Raw genomic sequence first — 16,210 nt, forward strand, 5'->3', positions numbered from 1 at the left:
GGAAAAGAAAAACCCTCCCACCGGGCGGTGAGAGGGGGAAAACTTAGGCAGCGACCAGGCTGTCGATCGCGGCTTTCGCGTCGGTCTGCGCTTTGGTGGCCACTTCCGGGCCGTAAGCGATACCTTCAGCGAACACAAAGTTCACGTCGGTAATGCCGATGAAGCCCAGGAACAGCGTCATGTACGGTGCGACCAGGTCGGTAGGGGTGTCTTTGTGAATACCGCCGCGGCTGGTCAGGACGATAGCGCGTTTACCTTTCACCAGACCTTCCGGGCCGTTCTCGGTGTAACGGAAGGTTACGCCAGCGCGTGCCACCAGGTCGAAGTAGTTCTTCAGCTGGGTAGGAATGTTGAAGTTGTACATTGGGGCGTTGATCACGATAACGTCGTGCGCCTGCAACTCAGCAATCAGCTCGTCGGAGAGCGCCAGGGCTTCCTGCTGACGTGGGGTAAGAGGCGCATCGCTCGGACGCAGCGCGCCAACCAGCTCGCCGTCCAGCACAGGAATTGGGTTTGCCGCCAGGTCACGCACGGTGATTTCATCCGCGCTGTGCTGTTCACGCCACTGTTCAACGAAATAGTCAGACAGCTGACCAGACTGTGAATACCCTGCCAGAATACTGGATTTCAACACTAATACTTTGCTCATGGGAAATTCCTGTTTTGTATTTGATTGAGGGGGTTGCCCCGTTGCTTGTTGACACTTTATTCACAATCCTGCCACAGGGATAGCGCAATATATCGAAGCCTATGTTCGAATTTTTTGAATAAGGCGCGAAAAGCGCTGATGTGGTACTCTATACCAATCATTAAAAAGAGATTTTATCCGGCAGTGCACTGCCCGTTAACGCTATGACAGAACACCAAAAATTGACCTTCCCGATGCTGATGCAAAAGCTTGATTCGCTGATGCTGCGCGATAAACAGCGGTTTGCGCGCCGTCTGCACGGCGTTAAGAAGGTTAAAAATCCTGATGCACAACAGGCCATTTACCAGGAGATGGCCAACGAGATTGAACAGGCGGCAGGGAAAGTTGTGCTGCGTGAAGCCGCACGTCCGGAGATTACCTATCCGGAAAATCTGCCCGTCAGCCAGAAGAAACAGGACATTCTTGAGGCCGTACGCGACCACCAGGTGGTGATCGTCGCGGGGGAAACCGGTTCAGGTAAAACCACTCAGCTGCCGAAAATCTGCATGGAGCTGGGCCGCGGGGTGAAAGGGCTGATCGGTCACACCCAGCCGCGTCGTCTGGCGGCGCGCACCGTGGCGAACCGTATTGCGGAAGAGCTGCAAACGGAGCCGGGCGGCTGCATCGGCTACAAGGTGCGATTCAGCGACCACGTCAGCGATAACACCATGGTTAAGCTGATGACCGACGGTATCCTGCTGGCGGAAATCCAGCAGGATCGTCTGCTGATGCAGTACGACACCATCATCATCGATGAAGCGCACGAGCGCAGCCTGAACATCGACTTCCTGCTCGGCTACCTGAAAGAGCTGCTGCCCCGGCGTCCGGATCTGAAAATCATCATCACCTCCGCGACCATCGACCCGGAGCGCTTCTCAAAACATTTCAACAATGCGCCGATTATCGAGGTGTCAGGACGCACGTATCCGGTGGAAGTGCGCTATCGCCCGATTGTGGAAGAGGCGGACGATACCGAGCGCGACCAGCTTCAGGCCATCTTTGATGCCGTCGACGAGCTGGGCAACGAGAGTTCTGGCGACATTCTGATCTTCATGAGCGGCGAGCGCGAGATCCGCGATACCGCCGATGCGCTCAGCAAGCGCGATCTGCGCCATACTGAGATCCTGCCGCTGTACGCGCGCCTGTCGAACAGCGAGCAGAACCGCGTGTTCCAGCCGCACAGCGGGCGCCGCATCGTGCTGGCGACCAACGTGGCCGAAACTTCGCTGACCGTACCGGGCATTAAATACGTGATCGACCCGGGTACGGCGCGCATCAGCCGCTACAGCTACCGCACCAAAGTTCAGCGCCTGCCGATTGAGCCGGTTTCGCAGGCGTCGGCTAATCAGCGTAAGGGCCGCTGCGGCCGCGTGTCGGAAGGGATCTGTATTCGTCTCTATTCGGAAGACGATTTCCTGTCGCGCCCTGAGTTTACCGATCCGGAGATCCTGCGGACCAACCTGGCATCCGTTATCCTGCAAATGACCGCGCTGGGGCTGGGCGATATCGCCGCCTTCCCGTTTGTGGAAGCGCCGGATAAGCGCAATATTCAGGACGGGGTGCGGCTGCTGGAAGAGCTGGGGGCCATCACCACCGACGAACAGGCGACGGCCTACAAGCTAACGCCATTGGGCCGCCAGCTTAGCCAGTTGCCGGTCGACCCGCGTCTGGCGCGCATGGTGCTGGAGGCGCAAAAACACGGCTGCGTGCGCGAGGCGATGATCATTACCTCGGCGCTCTCCATTCAGGATCCGCGCGAGCGTCCGATGGATAAGCAGCAGGCGTCGGATGAAAAACACCGTCGCTTCCACGATAAAGAGTCCGATTTCCTCGCCTTTGTGAACCTGTGGAACTACCTTGGCGAGCAGCAAAAAGCGCTCTCCTCGAACCAGTTCCGCCGTCAGTGCCGGGTGGATTTCCTCAACTATCTGCGCGTACGCGAGTGGCAGGATATCTACACCCAGCTGCGCCAGGTGGTGAAAGAGCTGGGTATACCGGTGAACAGTGAACCGGCGGAGTACCGCGAAATCCATATCGCCCTGTTGACCGGCCTGCTGTCCCATATCGGGATGAAGGATGCGGATAAGCAGGAATATACCGGCGCACGCAACGCGCGTTTCTCCATCTTCCCGGGCTCCGGTTTGTTTAAGAAGCCGCCGAAGTGGACCATGGTCGCCGAGCTGGTGGAAACCAGCCGTCTGTGGGGGCGTATCGCCGCGCGTATCGATCCGGAGTGGGTTGAACCAGTGGCGCAGCACCTGCTGAAACGCTCATACAGCGAGCCGCACTGGGAGCGTGGGCAGGGCGCGGTGATGGCGACGGAAAAAGTCACCGTCTACGGCCTGCCGGTGGTGGCCGCGCGTAAGGTTAACTACAGCCAGATCGATCCGGCGTTGAGTCGCGAGCTGTTTATCCGCCACGCGCTGGTGGAAGGCGACTGGCAGACGCGTCATGCCTTCTTCCGCGAAAACCTGAAGCTGCGCGCCGAGGTGGAAGAGCTTGAGCACAAGTCCCGCCGTCGCGACATTCTGGTGGACGACGAGACGCTGTTTGAGTTTTACGATCAGCGCATCAGTCACGATGTGATCTCGGCGCGCCATTTCGACAGCTGGTGGAAGAAAGCCAGCAAAGAGGCCCCGGACCTGCTCAACTTTGAAAAGAGCATGCTGATCAAAGAGGGCGCGGAGTCGGTCAGCAAACTCGATTACCCGAACTTCTGGCATCAGGGCAACCTCAAGCTGCGTCTGACCTATCAGTTTGAGCCGGGCGCGGATGCCGATGGTGTGACGGTGCACATTCCGCTGCCGCTGTTAAACCAGGTGGAAGAGAGCGGGTTTGAGTGGCAGATCCCCGGCCTGCGCCGCGAGCTGGTCATTGCGTTAATCAAATCCCTGCCTAAACCGGTGCGGCGTAACTTTGTGCCGGCGCCGAACTACGCCGAAGCGTTTTTAGGCCGCGTCACACCGCTGGAGCTGCCGCTGCTGGACGCCCTGGAGCGTGAGTTCCGCCGCATGACCGGAACCACCATCGACCGCGACGACTGGAACTGGGATCAGGTGCCCGATCACCTGAAAATCACATTCCGCGTGGTGGACGATAAAAACAAAAAGCTGCTCGAAGGCCGTTCTCTGACGGAGCTGAAAGAGGCGCTGAAAGGTAAAGTCCAGGAGACGCTCTCTGCGGTGGCCGATGACGGCATTGAGCAGAGCGGGCTGCACATCTGGAGCTTTGGTCAGCTCCCGGAAAGCTACGAGCAGAAGCGCGGGAACTACAAGGTGAAAGCCTGGCCCGCGCTGGTGGATGAGCGCGACAGCGTGGCGATTAAGCTCTTTGACAATCCGCAGGAGCAACAGCAGATGATGTGGCGCGGGCTGCGTCGACTGCTTCTGCTTAACATCCCGTCGCCGATTAAGTATCTGCACGAGAAGCTGCCGAACAAAGCCAAGCTGGGACTCTACTTTAACCCGTACGGTAAGGTGCTGGACCTGATCGACGACTGCATCTCCTGCGGTGTGGATAAGCTGATCCACGAGGCCGGCGGTCCGGTCTGGACGGAAGGGGGCTTTGCTCAGCTTCATGAAAAGGTGCGCGCGGAGCTGAACGACACCGTGGTGGAGATTGCCAAACAGGTTGAGCAGATCCTTACCGCCGTGTTCAATATCAACAAGCGCCTGAAGGGGCGGGTGGATATGACCATGGCCCTGGGGCTGTCGGACGTCAAGGCGCAGATGGCGGGGCTGGTGTATCGCGGCTTTGTCACCGGCAATGGCTTTAAGCGTCTGGGCGATACGCTGCGTTATTTGCAGGCGATAGAGAAGCGTCTGGAGAAAATGGCGGTCGATCCGCATCGCGATCGTGCGCAGATGCTGAAAGTCGAAAACGTGCAGCAGGCGTGGCAGCAGTGGCTCAACAAACTGCCGCCGGCGCGTCGCGATGACGACGACGTGCGGGAGATCCGCTGGATGATCGAGGAGCTGCGCGTCAGCTTCTTCGCTCAGCAGCTGGGAACGCCGTATCCCATTTCGGATAAGCGTATCTTGCAGGCGATGGAGCAGATTTCCGGCTAAAACCGTTGCCCGGTGGCGCTGCGCTTACCGGGCCTACGGGAGAACATGTAGAGCAGGTAGGCCGGGTAAGGCATAGCCGCCACCCGGCATGTTTTCAGGCACTGACCCAACCGCCGCCCAGCGCTTTATACAAATCAATTTGCGCCAGCAGCAGGTTGTTTTTCACCTGTACCACGCTGGTCTGCACCGAGAACAGCGTGCGCTGCGCATCGAGCTCATCCAGATAAGAAGAGTATCCGTTGCGGTAGCGGTTTTGCGCAATCCGCAGCGTCTCCTGCGCGACCGTCTGCTGTGCCAGCAGCTCGGTAAGCTGTTCCTGATAGCGGGTGATGGCATCAAGGCTGTCATTCACCTCAGCAAACGCGTTACGCACGGTTTTTTCGTAGCTATACAGCGCCTGATTCCGCTGGGACTGAGAGATATCTACCTGCGCATTCAGCGCCTGACGGTTCAGCAGCGGCGCAAGAATACTGCCGCCCACGCTCCAGAGCTGTAGCGGGTTATCCAGCAATCCCGACAGCGTGCGATCCTGCACCGATCCCGTGGCCGTGAGGTTGATCGACGGCAGCAGGCTGGCGCGCGATGCCGCCAGCGTCGCGTCCGCCGCAATCAGCTGACGTTCAGCCTGGACGATATCCGGGCGCCGGTTCAGTAGCGTCGACGGCAGCTGGAAGGGCAGTTTCAGCGGCGTCAGGGCATCAAAGCTTTCACCGCGCGCAACGTCACCCGGGTTGCTGCCCAGCAGCAGGCTAAGCGCATTTTCCTGCTGCGCAATCTGGTGCTGAAGCAGTGGAACCTGGGCGCGGGTGGCGCGCAGCTCAGAATCCGATTGCATCAGCTCAAGGCGAGAGCTGTATCCCGTCTCAAACTGTCGTTTGGCGAGGTTGAACGCCTCTTCACGCGACTTCAGCGTGGACCGGGTAACGCGCAGCTGTTCGTCCAGCGACAGCAGGGTGACGTACCCGGAGGCCACCGAGGATGCGACGGTAAGATCAGCCGCCGCGGCCGCCGCCTTTTGTGCCTCCAGCGACGCTTCAGCGGCACGGGAGGTGCTGCGGTTGACGCCCCAGATATCCACGTCGTAGCTGGCGGTCAGGCTGCCTTTGTACAACGTACCGTATACCGGAAGCCCCGTGACGGCGGACTGCGAACGCGCGCGCGTCCCGGTCACGCCCGCGTCAAGCGACGGGAACAGGCTGCCGTCGGCGGCGTACACCCGGGCCTGGTACTCGTTAATCCGCTCGCGGGCAATCAGCACGTCGCTGTTATTCTTTAGCGCCTGATCCACATAGCGATTCAGATTGCTGTCGTGAAAATTTCGCCACCAGAGCTGCTCTGTCGGGCTGGCTGGCCCCGACGTCGCGCGCCACTGGGCCGGTATGTGCAGGGACGATTTGGCGGGCTCAACGTCTACCGACTGGCATCCCGCCAGGATAGTCATTATCAGCAGGCCGGCTATCGGGCGAAGGGTCATTGTTTCGCCTCCCGCGTGTCGATGGTCACCTGCACCGACATGCCAGGACGCAGCAGCCGGTACGCCTCCGGCTCACCGAGTACCTCAATGCGTACCGGGATGCGCTGGGCGATTTTAACAAAGTTGCCCGTGGCGTTGTCCGGGGTGATAGCGCTGAACTCGACCCCTGTGGCCGGGGATATGCTCTCTACGCGGCCCTGATAGGCTTTATCGTTTAAGGCATCGACGGTGAATTTCACCGGCTGGCCGACGCGTAAATTCGCCAGCTGCGTCTCTTTGATATTTGCGATCACCCAGTGCTGCGGCGGGACCAGCGTGGTAAGGTGCGTCCCGGCGGTGACATACGCCCCCAGACGCACCGCAATCTGCCCGAGCTGACCGTCACGCGGCGCGACAATGCGGGTGTTTTGCAGATCGATCTGCGCCAGCTCCAGCGCGGCTTTCGCGTTCTCAACGTCCGCTTCCAGCGAACCGCGATTGACGATGACCGTTTGTAGATCCTGACGCGACATCTCAAGCGTTGCTTTCGCCTGGTCGATATCGGCGCTCCCCTGGGCGGCACTGGCCAGCGCCGAATCGCGCTCGCGAATGGAGAGGGAGCCGTCCGCGGTCAGCTCTTTCACGCGTTTCAAATCCGCCTGGGTTTTCAGACTTTGGGCACGGGCGTTTTTCAGCGCCGCCTCGTTTTTGGCAATCACCGCTTCCGCGCTTTTGCGCTGTTGCAGGTTGTTATTCAGGGCTGCAATTTTCATTGCCAGCTGCGCCTCGGCCTGATGGACGCGCTGGCGATAGATGCGGTCATCTATCTGCAACAGCAGCTCGCCTTTTTTAACCTGCGCGAAATCCTGAACATGGACCTCGGTAATGTAGCCGTTTACCTGGGGACTGATGAACGTGGTCTGGCCGCGCACGTAGGCGTTATCGGTAAACTGGGCATGACGCGTGAACGGGGGCAGCTGCCAGGCATAAAGGATCACCAGTACCCCGACAATGCCGATAGCCGCGGCGGTGAAAATGGAAACGACGCGCACATTTTTGCGGGTGTTGGCCTGCTCTTTGGCGGCATCCTGCTGACTCATAACTTCTCCTGAAAAATAGTCATTACTTGTTGCCAGTGGCGTTCTTAAGGGCCATACGGGCGGTGATGTGCAGACGCAGCAAGCGCCATAAAATCCAGACCAGCGTGGCAGTGGCAATGCTCGCCGTCAGGAGATAAGTATCGTTGTAAGCCAGAATATTCGCCTCAAGCGTCGTCACCGTCTGGAGCTGGGTAATGGCCTGAGTTCCCAGCAGGGAACTGTCGCCAATCAGGCTTTTGTACATCTGGGTGTAAAGCTGAATCCGTTCGTTCACCAGCGGGTTAAGGGTGGTGAGCTGGTCAGCCAGCAGGCTGGAATGGTACTTCTCGCGCCAGGTCTGGAAGGTGCCGAGGATCGCGGACCCCAGCAGGCCCCCAAGGTTCTGACTCATGCCAAACATCACGGAAAAGCTGACCAGATTGCGCGGATCGGCGATCACCCCGCCAATGGCGGCCAGCATCGCAGGCGCAAGGAAGAACGCGCTGCCGAAGCCCAGCAGGAACTGGCTGAATATAAGCTGATCTGGCCGGGTCAGGTTGTTGGACTGGCTGTCCAGCAGCGAGGCAACGATCATCAGCGCCAGCGAGGTGATAATCGGCCAGGCCAGTTTAGTGGGCTTAATCGTCAGACAGCTGGTGACGATACCGCAGACGATCCCGGCGAAAATAGCCCACGCCAGATGGGTCATCTGTTCATTCTGTAAGCCTACATATTGCAGCCAGCCGATGACGCCCGTGTTCTGCTCCGCCAGTACGATGCGGATCAGCAGCATGATCAGCCCCAGGCGTACGATGCTGCCGCTGGAGAGCCAACGGGTATTAAGCAGCGGGTTGTTGCGGTTATGTTCAAACACGATCGCGGAGACAATCAGCACCAGCGAGAGAGCCAGCGCCCAGCCGATCCACGGCGCTTCAAACCACCAGTCCAGACGCCCTAACGACAGAACCGCGCACAGCAGCGCCATGCCGGGCGCAAGCAAAAAGAAGGTGATGAAATCTTTCTTCTCGAAGACCTTGCGTCGATCGCCCGGCGGCAGCTTGAGCACCATCACGCAGGCCAGGGAGATCAGGGCCAGACCCAGCTCGAAGAAGTACAGCCCGCGCCACTCATCAAGCTGTAACAGCTCGGTGGAGAACAGCCGCGCCAGCGGGATAGCCAGCGACGACCCTGTTATGCCGATGGTCAGCGCCTTCAGTCGGTGCTTCGCGGGCCAGGCCTGGATCTGGTAATAAATGCCGAGCGAGCTGAGCGCGGCGGCGACCATCCCGTGTGCCGCCCGTACCATCAGCGCGGAGCTGAGATCGTTCACAAACAGGTGGAAAAAGGTGACCAGCACATACAGCACCAGGAAGCCTTCCGTAAAGGCGCGCAAACCGTACTGCTGGCGAAATTTTACCAGCAGCAGGTTGATGGAGACGTTGGTCATGACATAGACGGCGGGGAGCCAGGCGATTTCAGTCGACCAGGCGCCAAAGGTGCCTTGCAGATTTTGCAGATTGGCAGTGACGACCGCGTTACCCAGCGCCCCGGTCAGACACACCAGCAGGCCGACCACGCCATAGGCGATTCGTTTCGACGTTGGATGTTCCGGGGTGGAAGGAGAACCCAGCAGGGCGGGTTTCTCGTGTGGCTGCCACTCGCGAGGAGCATAAGGGTCGCGTTGGGGCAGGCGCATAACGGGGTTTACCTTTCTAAAAGTTGAATTGTGAGCGGGCTAATGATTCTAAGGCTGACGCAAATCATAATTCAAGTGAATACGATTTTCTCATGTTAATCAAATGTGAGTGCTTTTTGAGCACATCCCGGCCCGTTTTTTCAGCATTCATGCCATAGCATGACGCAAAGAAAGGGGGATAATCGAAGGCTCTGTATGCTGTAAGGAGGTAACGATGACAATGGCACTTTTTCCCTGTCTGCCTGGCACAACCCTCGACGCCGTGAATACCGTTGGGGCGTGGCTTGCTCAGGACGACTATCAGGACAACCAGCCCGTTGATCTGGTGATTCTGGCGGGTAATGCGGTGATCCCCGCGATTGATGCTGCCTGTAAAATCGCGGCTGAACAGGGTGTTCCTCTGATCATCAGCGGCGGGATCGGTCACTCGACGACCTTCCTCTACGCCGCGATTGCGAAACACCCCCGCTATAACAGGATACCCACCACCGGGCGTGCTGAGGCGGCTATTCTGGCCGACATCGCCCGTGAATTCTGGAACATTCCGGCCGAGCATCTTCACGTTGAGGATCAGTCGACCAACTGTGGCGAAAACGCCCGCTTCAGCCGGGCGTTGATGAAACAAGCCAGACTGAACGCCGCCCGGGTGCTGGTGGTGCAGGACCCGACGATGCAGCGTCGCACAATGGCTACGTTCGCCCGCGTATGCCGCGACGAGGCCGCATCGCCCGCATGGGTGAGTCATCCCGGCCTGACGCCCGTGCTGCAAAACAGCGACGACGGTCTGGTGTTTAGCGGCCCGGTCGAGGGGTTATGGCCGGTAGAGCGCTACTTGTCGCTGGTGCTGGGTGAATTTCCGCGACTCAGGGACGACATCAACGGCTACGGTCCGGCGGGACGTGATTTCATTGCCCATGTCGATATCCCTGCCGACGTGGACGCCGCGTGGCAGATCTTGCGAAACGACGTCATTCTCACCGACGCGCTGGTGAGCCGTTCCCTGCTGTGATGCTCTGCCCGTTTGCGCCATCTTTTACGCAAACGGGCATCCTGTGTTGCCGATTTGTGATTTTGGAAACGGGCTGACCCGTTTCTTTTATGAGATATCTCACAAAAACAGACTCATAGAGTAGGCAATTGCCCCGGTAATTATAGTTTTTAACATTAAGTTTACTTGTTAAAAACAGTGTGATTACAGGAGCAGGTTATGACAGTACCCGTACAACATCCTATGTATATTGATGGACAGTTTGTTGCCTGGCAGGGTGATGCATGGATTGACGTGATCAATCCGGCCACGGAAGAGGTCATTTCCCGTATTCCCGATGGCAGCGCCGAGGACGCCCGCAAGGCCATTGACGCGGCAGATCGCGCGCAGGCTGGCTGGGAGGCGCTGCCTGCTATTGAACGCGCCAGCTGGCTACGCAAAATTTCCGCCGGGATCCGCGAGCGCGTCAGTGAAATCAGCGCGCTGATTGTGGCCGAAGGCGGCAAGATCCAGCAGCTGGCGGAAGTGGAAGTGAACTTTACCGCTGACTATATCGACTATATGGCCGAGTGGGCGCGCCGTTATGAAGGGGAAATCATTCAGAGCGACCGTCCGGGCGAAAATATTCTGGTGTTTAAGCGTGCCCTGGGCGTCACCACCGGCATTCTGCCGTGGAACTTCCCCTTCTTCCTGATTGCCCGTAAGCTCGCTCCCGCGCTGCTCACCGGTAACACCATCGTTATCAAGCCGAGCGAATTTACCCCAAACAACGCCATTGCGTTTGCCAAAATCGTCGATGAGATTGGCCTGCCGAAAGGCGTCTTTAACCTTGTGCTGGGCCGGGGTGAAACCGTCGGACAGGAGCTGGCCGGGAACCCGAAAGTGGCGATGGTCAGCATGACCGGCAGCGTCGGGGCAGGTGAAAAGATCATGGCTGCGGCGGCGAAAAACATCACCAAAGTGGGGCTGGAGCTGGGCGGTAAAGCCCCGGCCATCGTGATGGACGATGCCGACCTCGAGCTGGCCGTGAAGGCCATTGTGGATTCACGCGTCATCAATACCGGACAGGTGTGTAACTGTGCGGAACGTGTCTATGTCCAGAAGGGGATCTACGACCGCTTTGTGAATCGTCTGGGCGAGGCAATGAAAGCCGTCCAGTTTGGCAATCCGGCTGAGCGAACGGATATTGCCATGGGGCCGCTGATCAACGCCGCCGCGCTGGAGCGCGTGGAGCAGAAGGTGGCGCGCGCGGTGCAGGAGGGGGCTAAAGTGGTCCTTGGCGGTAAAGCGGCAGAAGGCAAAGGGTATTTTTATCCCCCAACGCTGCTGCTGGACGTACGTCAGGATATGGCCATCATGCACGAAGAGACCTTTGGCCCGGTGCTGCCAGTGGTGGCATTCGACACCCTGGAAGAGGCGCTGAACATGGCCAACGACAGCGACTACGGTTTAACCTCGTCTGTTTATACGCAGGACCTGAACGTCGCGATGAAAGCCATTAAGGGGCTTAAGTTCGGCGAGACCTACATTAACCGTGAAAACTTTGAAGCGATGCAGGGCTTCCATGCAGGCTGGCGTAAATCCGGTATCGGCGGGGCGGATGGCAAACACGGTCTTAATGAGTATTTGCAGACGCAGGTTGTCTATTTGCAGTCGTAATCAGGAGCCCCCTCCATGCGAGGGGGTTCACATTTTCAGGAAAGGTGGTTATGTTGGCGCGATAATGATTCTTTATCGGGAAACAACATGCGCACAAAATATACGGGTCTGCAAATCAGCATTCACTGGCTGGTTTTTCTGTTAGTCATTATGGCCTATTGCGCCATGGAGTTCAGAGGGTGGTTCCCAAGAACCGATCGTCCGCTTATTAATATGATCCACGTTTCCTGCGGGATCAGCATCCTGGTGCTGATGGTGGCGCGCCTGCTTATCCGCCTCAAATTCCCGGCTCCGCCTATTCAACCGAAACCAAAAGCGATGATTACCGGGCTGTCCCATCTCGGGCATCTGGTAATCTACCTGCTGTTCATTGCGCTGCCGCTGATTGGCATGGTGATGATGTATAACCGGGGAAATGACTGGTTTGCGTTTGGCCTGACGATGCCGCATGCGGCGGAGGGGAATTTTGACCTGGTGGATACCCTAAAGGAGTGGCACGTAACGCTGGCGAATCTGGGGTACTTCGTGATTGGTTTGCACGCCTTTGCCGCGCTGATGCATCACTACTTCTGGAAGGACAACACGCTGCTGCGCATGATGCCGAAAAAGCGCCAGTAACCGATAATGCCCTGCGAACCCGCAGGGCATTTTTTTGCGGCTTATTGCAGTTGCGCGCGCTCCTGCGCCGTTAAGTCCAGTTCCTGAGTTGAACCCGTTTCCGAAGATTTTACCGCCGCTTCCAGCACCGCCATCACCGCCAGGGCTTCCACCGGATGGACCGGGTTGTCAATCTTGCCGTTCAGGGCATCGCGCACGTTTATATAGTACTGCCGCTGGTCGCCTTTTGGCGCAGGGATAGCGCTGGCTTCACCCTGGGCATTAAACAGCACCATAGCGTCGCTGTCTTCACCCCAGCTTTCGCTACCCGGAACGACGCCTGCCAGCAGCTGGGCTTCCTGCTGATCGATGTGCGCTTTCACCACGCTGGCCTTATCGCCGTGGACGGTAAAGCGGGCAACGCCACCCGCCACCAGCATGCTGCAATGGAGGACCACTTTGTGTTCCGGATAATTCAGCACCACGTGCGCCCAGTCGTTAATCTCCGCGCCGTCACGCAGGGTGGCGATGTTGCCCTGTACCGACTGCGGCAGACCAAAAAGCTGTAGCGTCTGGTCAATCATATGCGGGCCTAAGTCGAACCACAGGCCGCTGCCGGGCACGTTTTGCTCTCTCCAGCGCACGCGAACCTCCGGACGGAAACGATCGATATGCGACTCAAAATGTTTCACCTTACCGATACGGCCTTGCTCAATCACCTGCTTAATGCCGAGAAAATCGCTATCCCAGCGGCGGTTATGGAAGACCGAGAGCAGGCGCTGTTTTTCTTGCGCAAGCGCAATCAGATCTCGCGCTTCCTGCATATCAAGCGTAAACGGCTTATCCACTACCACATGCTTGCCGGCATTGAGCGCCAGGGTGGCCAGCGGCGCATGGGTCGCGTTAGGGGAGGCGATAACCACCAGGTCGATATCCGGGTGCTGAATGGCCTCTTCCGGCGTGGCAACAACGAGGACGTCCGGCAGATCGCGTTTCACTTTCTCTTCATCCCGGGATGAGACCACCGCCAGCTTCAGGCCTTCGACGGACTGGATCAGCGGGGCATGGAACGTCTTACCTACAAAACCATACCCGATCAGCGCAATATTCATTGTCTTCACTTTATTCATGACCTTCTCCACGTTAATGCGCGCCAACGGTAACCTGCAAGGCGCTATGGTCCCCGAGCTCTGCCCAGGGACGATCTAAAAACAGTTGATGAATCTCGGATAACCCTGACACCAGATACGGTTCGCACTGGTTGAGTTTTAGATGGTCGGCGACTACCCAGTGCGCCTGGCTTGCGGCCAGCATGGCACGCTTCACTTCTGCATCCGCCTCCTGACTGGCGCTCAATCCGAGTTCGGCATGGATGGCGCATGCGCCAAGGATGGCAATATCCGCCCGGTAGCGAGAGAGCAGGGAAAGGGTGGCGCTTCCGGCAAACAGGCGTTGTTTCTGATCCCACTTTCCACCGAGCAGGATCAGGTCAATATCTTCCCGATCGCTAACCTGCTGGGCGATATCAAGAGAAGGGGTGATGATGGTCAGCGGCCCCTGAAGGAAAGAGGCAACGGCCAGCAGTGTGCTTCCGGCGTCCAGAAAAAGCGTCGAGCCCGCAGGCACGCATTGCGCAACCTGTTTACCCAGCCGCTGCTTAATTTCAGGGAGCAAGCTATTCCTGCTTACTCGGGTCATCGTCGAGAGATTCAGCGCGATGGCGCCGCCATGGTTTTTTTGTGCCAGTCCCTGTTTTTCCAGGTCGGTCAGATCGCGACGGATGGTGTCCGCCGAAACCTGCAATCGCTCTGCCAGCTCGGTAATGCTGGCCTGGCCTTGCTCAGTAATGATATCAAGCACATATTTCTGTCTGGCGGTTTTATGCATGGGGCAGTATCCTGCAAAATGTCGCAATAAATCGCAGTTTACAGCATTTTGCAGGAAAGGGAATCGCGACAGGTGCGGGATGTTATCCAAAAACAGTTTAATGATGTGATTATTGATATCGCATTAATCAGTCATCAAAAACATGTATGTATCTTTTAGGTATGTTGTTATCGCTATGTTTTACTTGAAAATTTGGCTTAAGCTGCCGGATTATTGGCTCTAACCAGAATGTTTGGCTAATTTGTAATTATAAATTAGTGCATATATCTATTAGTTTCTGTTTTTAAAGTAAAATAATTCAATTTTATTCGGTGTATTACTTAAGTTGACATTTCTTTGAAAATCTTTGTGTCTGATTCGGGGTGAAATTAACGCAAAAATGTACACCGGGGCATTTTAGAATTTTCTTTATATTACAGGGGGTTTATTTGTTTCATCTGAAAGGCCTTTTATAACGTTTTGTCCAGAAACCCCATCTTTTTTCTTATTTGTAACACCGCATTAACAATGCGGGTGTGGTTGCTCATATCACATTTTGTTATGCTGCGAATCAATAAATATTTAAGTAAATTCTTAAAAGAAAAAAAGAGATTGAACGGCTCTCATCTCAATTGAAATGGGCTTGGGGAACTATTACCCAAATTAATCGAGAAGAGGTGAGGGATTTCTGAAGAATTATTTGTACCTCTTCCTGGGTATTTATTTGGCTATCACCTGGAGTCGGGGATATTATGAAGATGAAATGCAATAACAGGTTGCTCAGATTATCTGTCTCCCTGACCTTAATTTCGCTGGTGGTGACTGCGGCTAATGCAAATAACGGCCAGGCGGGGATATCTCCCGTTGCGGCAATGACGATGAAAGAAAGTATTCTTTTCGCTCTCGATCGCGACCCCTCGGTGAGCCAGCAGGCAGCGCAACTGGGGATCGGCCAGGCACAAATAGACGAAGCGCGCAGTGGCTGGATGCCACAAATAGCCCTGAACGGGAGTACGGGTCACAGCCAGACCACCGATTCAAGCGGCTCGTTGCGAAATTCCGCAGCCTGGGGCCTGAGCCTGACGCAGCTGGTGTACGATTTTGGCAAGACCAATAACAGCATCAGCCAGTCTTCAGCTCAGCGTGACAGCTATCGCTACCAGCTGATGAGCACGATGTCTGCCGTCGCGGAAAAAACGGCCCTCAGCTATGTGGAAGTAAAACGCTACAGCGATCTGTTGCAGGCGGCAAAAGAGAACGTGCAGGCGCTTAAAAACGTTGAGCAACTGGCAAAACTCCGCGCCGATGCTGGCGTAAGCTCCACCTCTGATGAGCTTCAGACCCGCACCCGTATCGCCGGGATGCAGGCGACGGTAGAGCAGTATAATGCGTCTCTGAACAGCGCCCGCGCGCGGCTGGCGGTATTAACTGGCATACAGGCTGAACGCTATTCACCGGTTCCGGGAGGTCTGGCCGTGGAGCCGGATTCTCTCAACCGGATTGATTATTCACTGATCCCAACGGTGATGGCCGCGCAGAACATGGAGCGTTCAGCCCAGTACGGCGTAGAAACCGCCAGGTCTCAGCACTGGCCGACCTTAAGCCTGAAAGGGGGCCGCACCCGCTATGAGTCTGATAATCGCGCGTACTGGGATGATCAGATCCAGCTCAATATTGACGCACCGCTTTATCAGGGCGGCGCGGTCTCGGCGCGCGTCCGTCAGGCCGAGGGCGCAAGGGCAATGGCATCGTCCCAGGTCGATCAGGCCCGTTTTGATGTCCTGCAAAAAGCCTCCGTCGCACAGGCCGACTGGACCGGGGCGCGTGGACGAATGGAAGCCGGGAAGCGTCAGCTGGAAAATGCGTTGCGCGCCCGCGATGTCTACAAAAATGAATATACCCTGAGCAAGCGCAGCATTAACGATCTGCTCAGCGTGGAGCAGGATGTCTGGTCTGCCACCTCAGCGAAAATAATGGCTGAATACGATGGCTGGAGTGCGGCGATTAATTACGCCTCTGCGGTGGATAATCTCTTGCCGCTTATCGGAATAGAGAAAAACGCTGCCGCGAAATTACCTGATTTAAGTTAAAAAAAGGCGCGCCTTTCTGCGCGAAAT

Annotated in this window: 11 protein-coding genes; 5 read left to right on the forward strand and 6 right to left on the reverse strand. The window is 56.9% G+C overall.

All coding sequences use genetic code 11. The features are described 5' to 3' along the window. Nucleotides 1-43: 43 nt before the first annotated feature. Entirely contained in the window at nt 44-649 is a 606-nt protein-coding gene (gene azoR, locus IMQ56_RS14070; RefSeq protein WP_045622270.1) for an FMN-dependent NADH-azoreductase, read from the reverse strand. A gap of 203 nt (nt 650-852) precedes the next feature. On the opposite strand from azoR, the gene hrpA reads away from it, so the two are divergent. Continuing rightward, nucleotides 853-4,755 (forward strand): ATP-dependent RNA helicase HrpA, encoded by a 3,903-nt coding sequence (hrpA, locus tag IMQ56_RS14075; RefSeq protein WP_196064002.1) that lies wholly within the window; start codon nt 853-855, stop codon nt 4,753-4,755. Nucleotides 4,756-4,849: 94 nt separating this feature from the next. On the opposite strand, the gene IMQ56_RS14080 is transcribed toward hrpA, so the two are convergent. From IMQ56_RS14080 to IMQ56_RS14090, 3 genes are read right to left on the reverse strand one after another with little or no spacing between them, the layout of a single operon-like run. Beyond that, nucleotides 4,850-6,229 carry an efflux transporter outer membrane subunit gene (locus IMQ56_RS14080; protein ID WP_196064001.1) on the reverse strand — a complete coding sequence of 460 codons (1,380 nt, stop codon included), beginning with the start codon at nt 6,227-6,229 and terminating at the stop codon, nt 4,850-4,852. After that, nucleotides 6,226-7,308 (reverse strand): HlyD family secretion protein, encoded by a 1,083-nt coding sequence (locus IMQ56_RS14085; protein ID WP_017693458.1) that lies wholly within the window; start codon nt 7,306-7,308, stop codon nt 6,226-6,228. Before IMQ56_RS14085 ends, IMQ56_RS14080 begins: the two co-directional genes overlap by 4 nt. 22 nt (nt 7,309-7,330) lie before the next feature. Next, nucleotides 7,331-8,977 carry an MFS transporter gene (locus IMQ56_RS14090; RefSeq protein ID WP_196064015.1) on the reverse strand — a complete coding sequence of 549 codons (1,647 nt, stop codon included), beginning with the start codon at nt 8,975-8,977 and terminating at the stop codon, nt 7,331-7,333. A 220-nt stretch (nt 8,978-9,197) separates the two neighbouring features. On the opposite strand from IMQ56_RS14090, the gene IMQ56_RS14095 reads away from it, so the two are divergent. The 3 genes from IMQ56_RS14095 (at nt 9,198) to cybB (ending at nt 12,248) form a co-directional block, all read left to right on the forward strand. Then, nucleotides 9,198-9,992, forward strand: coding sequence for a YdcF family protein (locus IMQ56_RS14095; RefSeq protein WP_072204532.1), 795 nt, complete (start codon nt 9,198-9,200; stop codon nt 9,990-9,992). Between the two features lie 198 nt (nt 9,993-10,190). Further along, complete coding sequence (gene aldA / locus IMQ56_RS14100; RefSeq protein ID WP_023296575.1) at nt 10,191-11,630, forward strand: aldehyde dehydrogenase; 1,440 nt, start codon at nt 10,191-10,193, stop codon at nt 11,628-11,630. Nucleotides 11,631-11,717: 87 nt separating this feature from the next. Continuing rightward, nucleotides 11,718-12,248 (forward strand): cytochrome b561, encoded by a 531-nt coding sequence (gene cybB, locus IMQ56_RS14105; protein WP_015570570.1) that lies wholly within the window; start codon nt 11,718-11,720, stop codon nt 12,246-12,248. A gap of 41 nt (nt 12,249-12,289) precedes the next feature. On the opposite strand, the gene IMQ56_RS14110 is transcribed toward cybB, so the two are convergent. Together IMQ56_RS14110 and IMQ56_RS14115 are read right to left on the reverse strand one after the other, a co-directional pair. Continuing rightward, nucleotides 12,290-13,357: an oxidoreductase gene (locus IMQ56_RS14110; RefSeq protein WP_032669925.1), complete on the reverse strand. Its 1,068-nt coding sequence runs from the start codon at nt 13,355-13,357 to the stop codon at nt 12,290-12,292. A 13-nt stretch (nt 13,358-13,370) separates the two neighbouring features. After that, nucleotides 13,371-14,114: a DeoR/GlpR family DNA-binding transcription regulator gene (locus IMQ56_RS14115; protein ID WP_015570569.1), complete on the reverse strand. Its 744-nt coding sequence runs from the start codon at nt 14,112-14,114 to the stop codon at nt 13,371-13,373. A gap of 731 nt (nt 14,115-14,845) precedes the next feature. On the opposite strand from IMQ56_RS14115, the gene IMQ56_RS14120 reads away from it, so the two are divergent. Then, nucleotides 14,846-16,183 carry a TolC family outer membrane protein gene (locus IMQ56_RS14120; protein WP_023303703.1) on the forward strand — a complete coding sequence of 446 codons (1,338 nt, stop codon included), beginning with the start codon at nt 14,846-14,848 and terminating at the stop codon, nt 16,181-16,183. The last annotated feature ends 27 nt before the right edge of the window (nt 16,184-16,210 follow it).

This window comes from Enterobacter sp. Res13-Sevr-PEC09-46 (assembly GCF_015672585.1).
GTDB classification, from domain to species: domain Bacteria; phylum Pseudomonadota; class Gammaproteobacteria; order Enterobacterales; family Enterobacteriaceae; genus Enterobacter; species Enterobacter hormaechei_C.

Coding starts and splice junctions, on each gene's coding strand:
- aldA (WP_023296575.1), top strand. CDS start 10,191: ATGACAGTACCCGTACAACATCCTATGTATATTGATGGACAGTTTGTT.
- IMQ56_RS14080 (WP_196064001.1), bottom strand. CDS start 6,229: ATGACCCTTCGCCCGATAGCCGGCCTGCTGATAATGACTATCCTGGCG.
- cybB (WP_015570570.1), top strand. CDS start 11,718: ATGCGCACAAAATATACGGGTCTGCAAATCAGCATTCACTGGCTGGTT.
- IMQ56_RS14095 (WP_072204532.1), top strand. CDS start 9,198: ATGACAATGGCACTTTTTCCCTGTCTGCCTGGCACAACCCTCGACGCC.
- azoR (WP_045622270.1), bottom strand. CDS start 649: ATGAGCAAAGTATTAGTGTTGAAATCCAGTATTCTGGCAGGGTATTCA.
- hrpA (WP_196064002.1), top strand. CDS start 853: ATGACAGAACACCAAAAATTGACCTTCCCGATGCTGATGCAAAAGCTT.
- IMQ56_RS14115 (WP_015570569.1), bottom strand. CDS start 14,114: ATGCATAAAACCGCCAGACAGAAATATGTGCTTGATATCATTACTGAG.
- IMQ56_RS14085 (WP_017693458.1), bottom strand. CDS start 7,308: ATGAGTCAGCAGGATGCCGCCAAAGAGCAGGCCAACACCCGCAAAAAT.
- IMQ56_RS14120 (WP_023303703.1), top strand. CDS start 14,846: ATGAAGATGAAATGCAATAACAGGTTGCTCAGATTATCTGTCTCCCTG.
- IMQ56_RS14110 (WP_032669925.1), bottom strand. CDS start 13,357: ATGAATAAAGTGAAGACAATGAATATTGCGCTGATCGGGTATGGTTTT.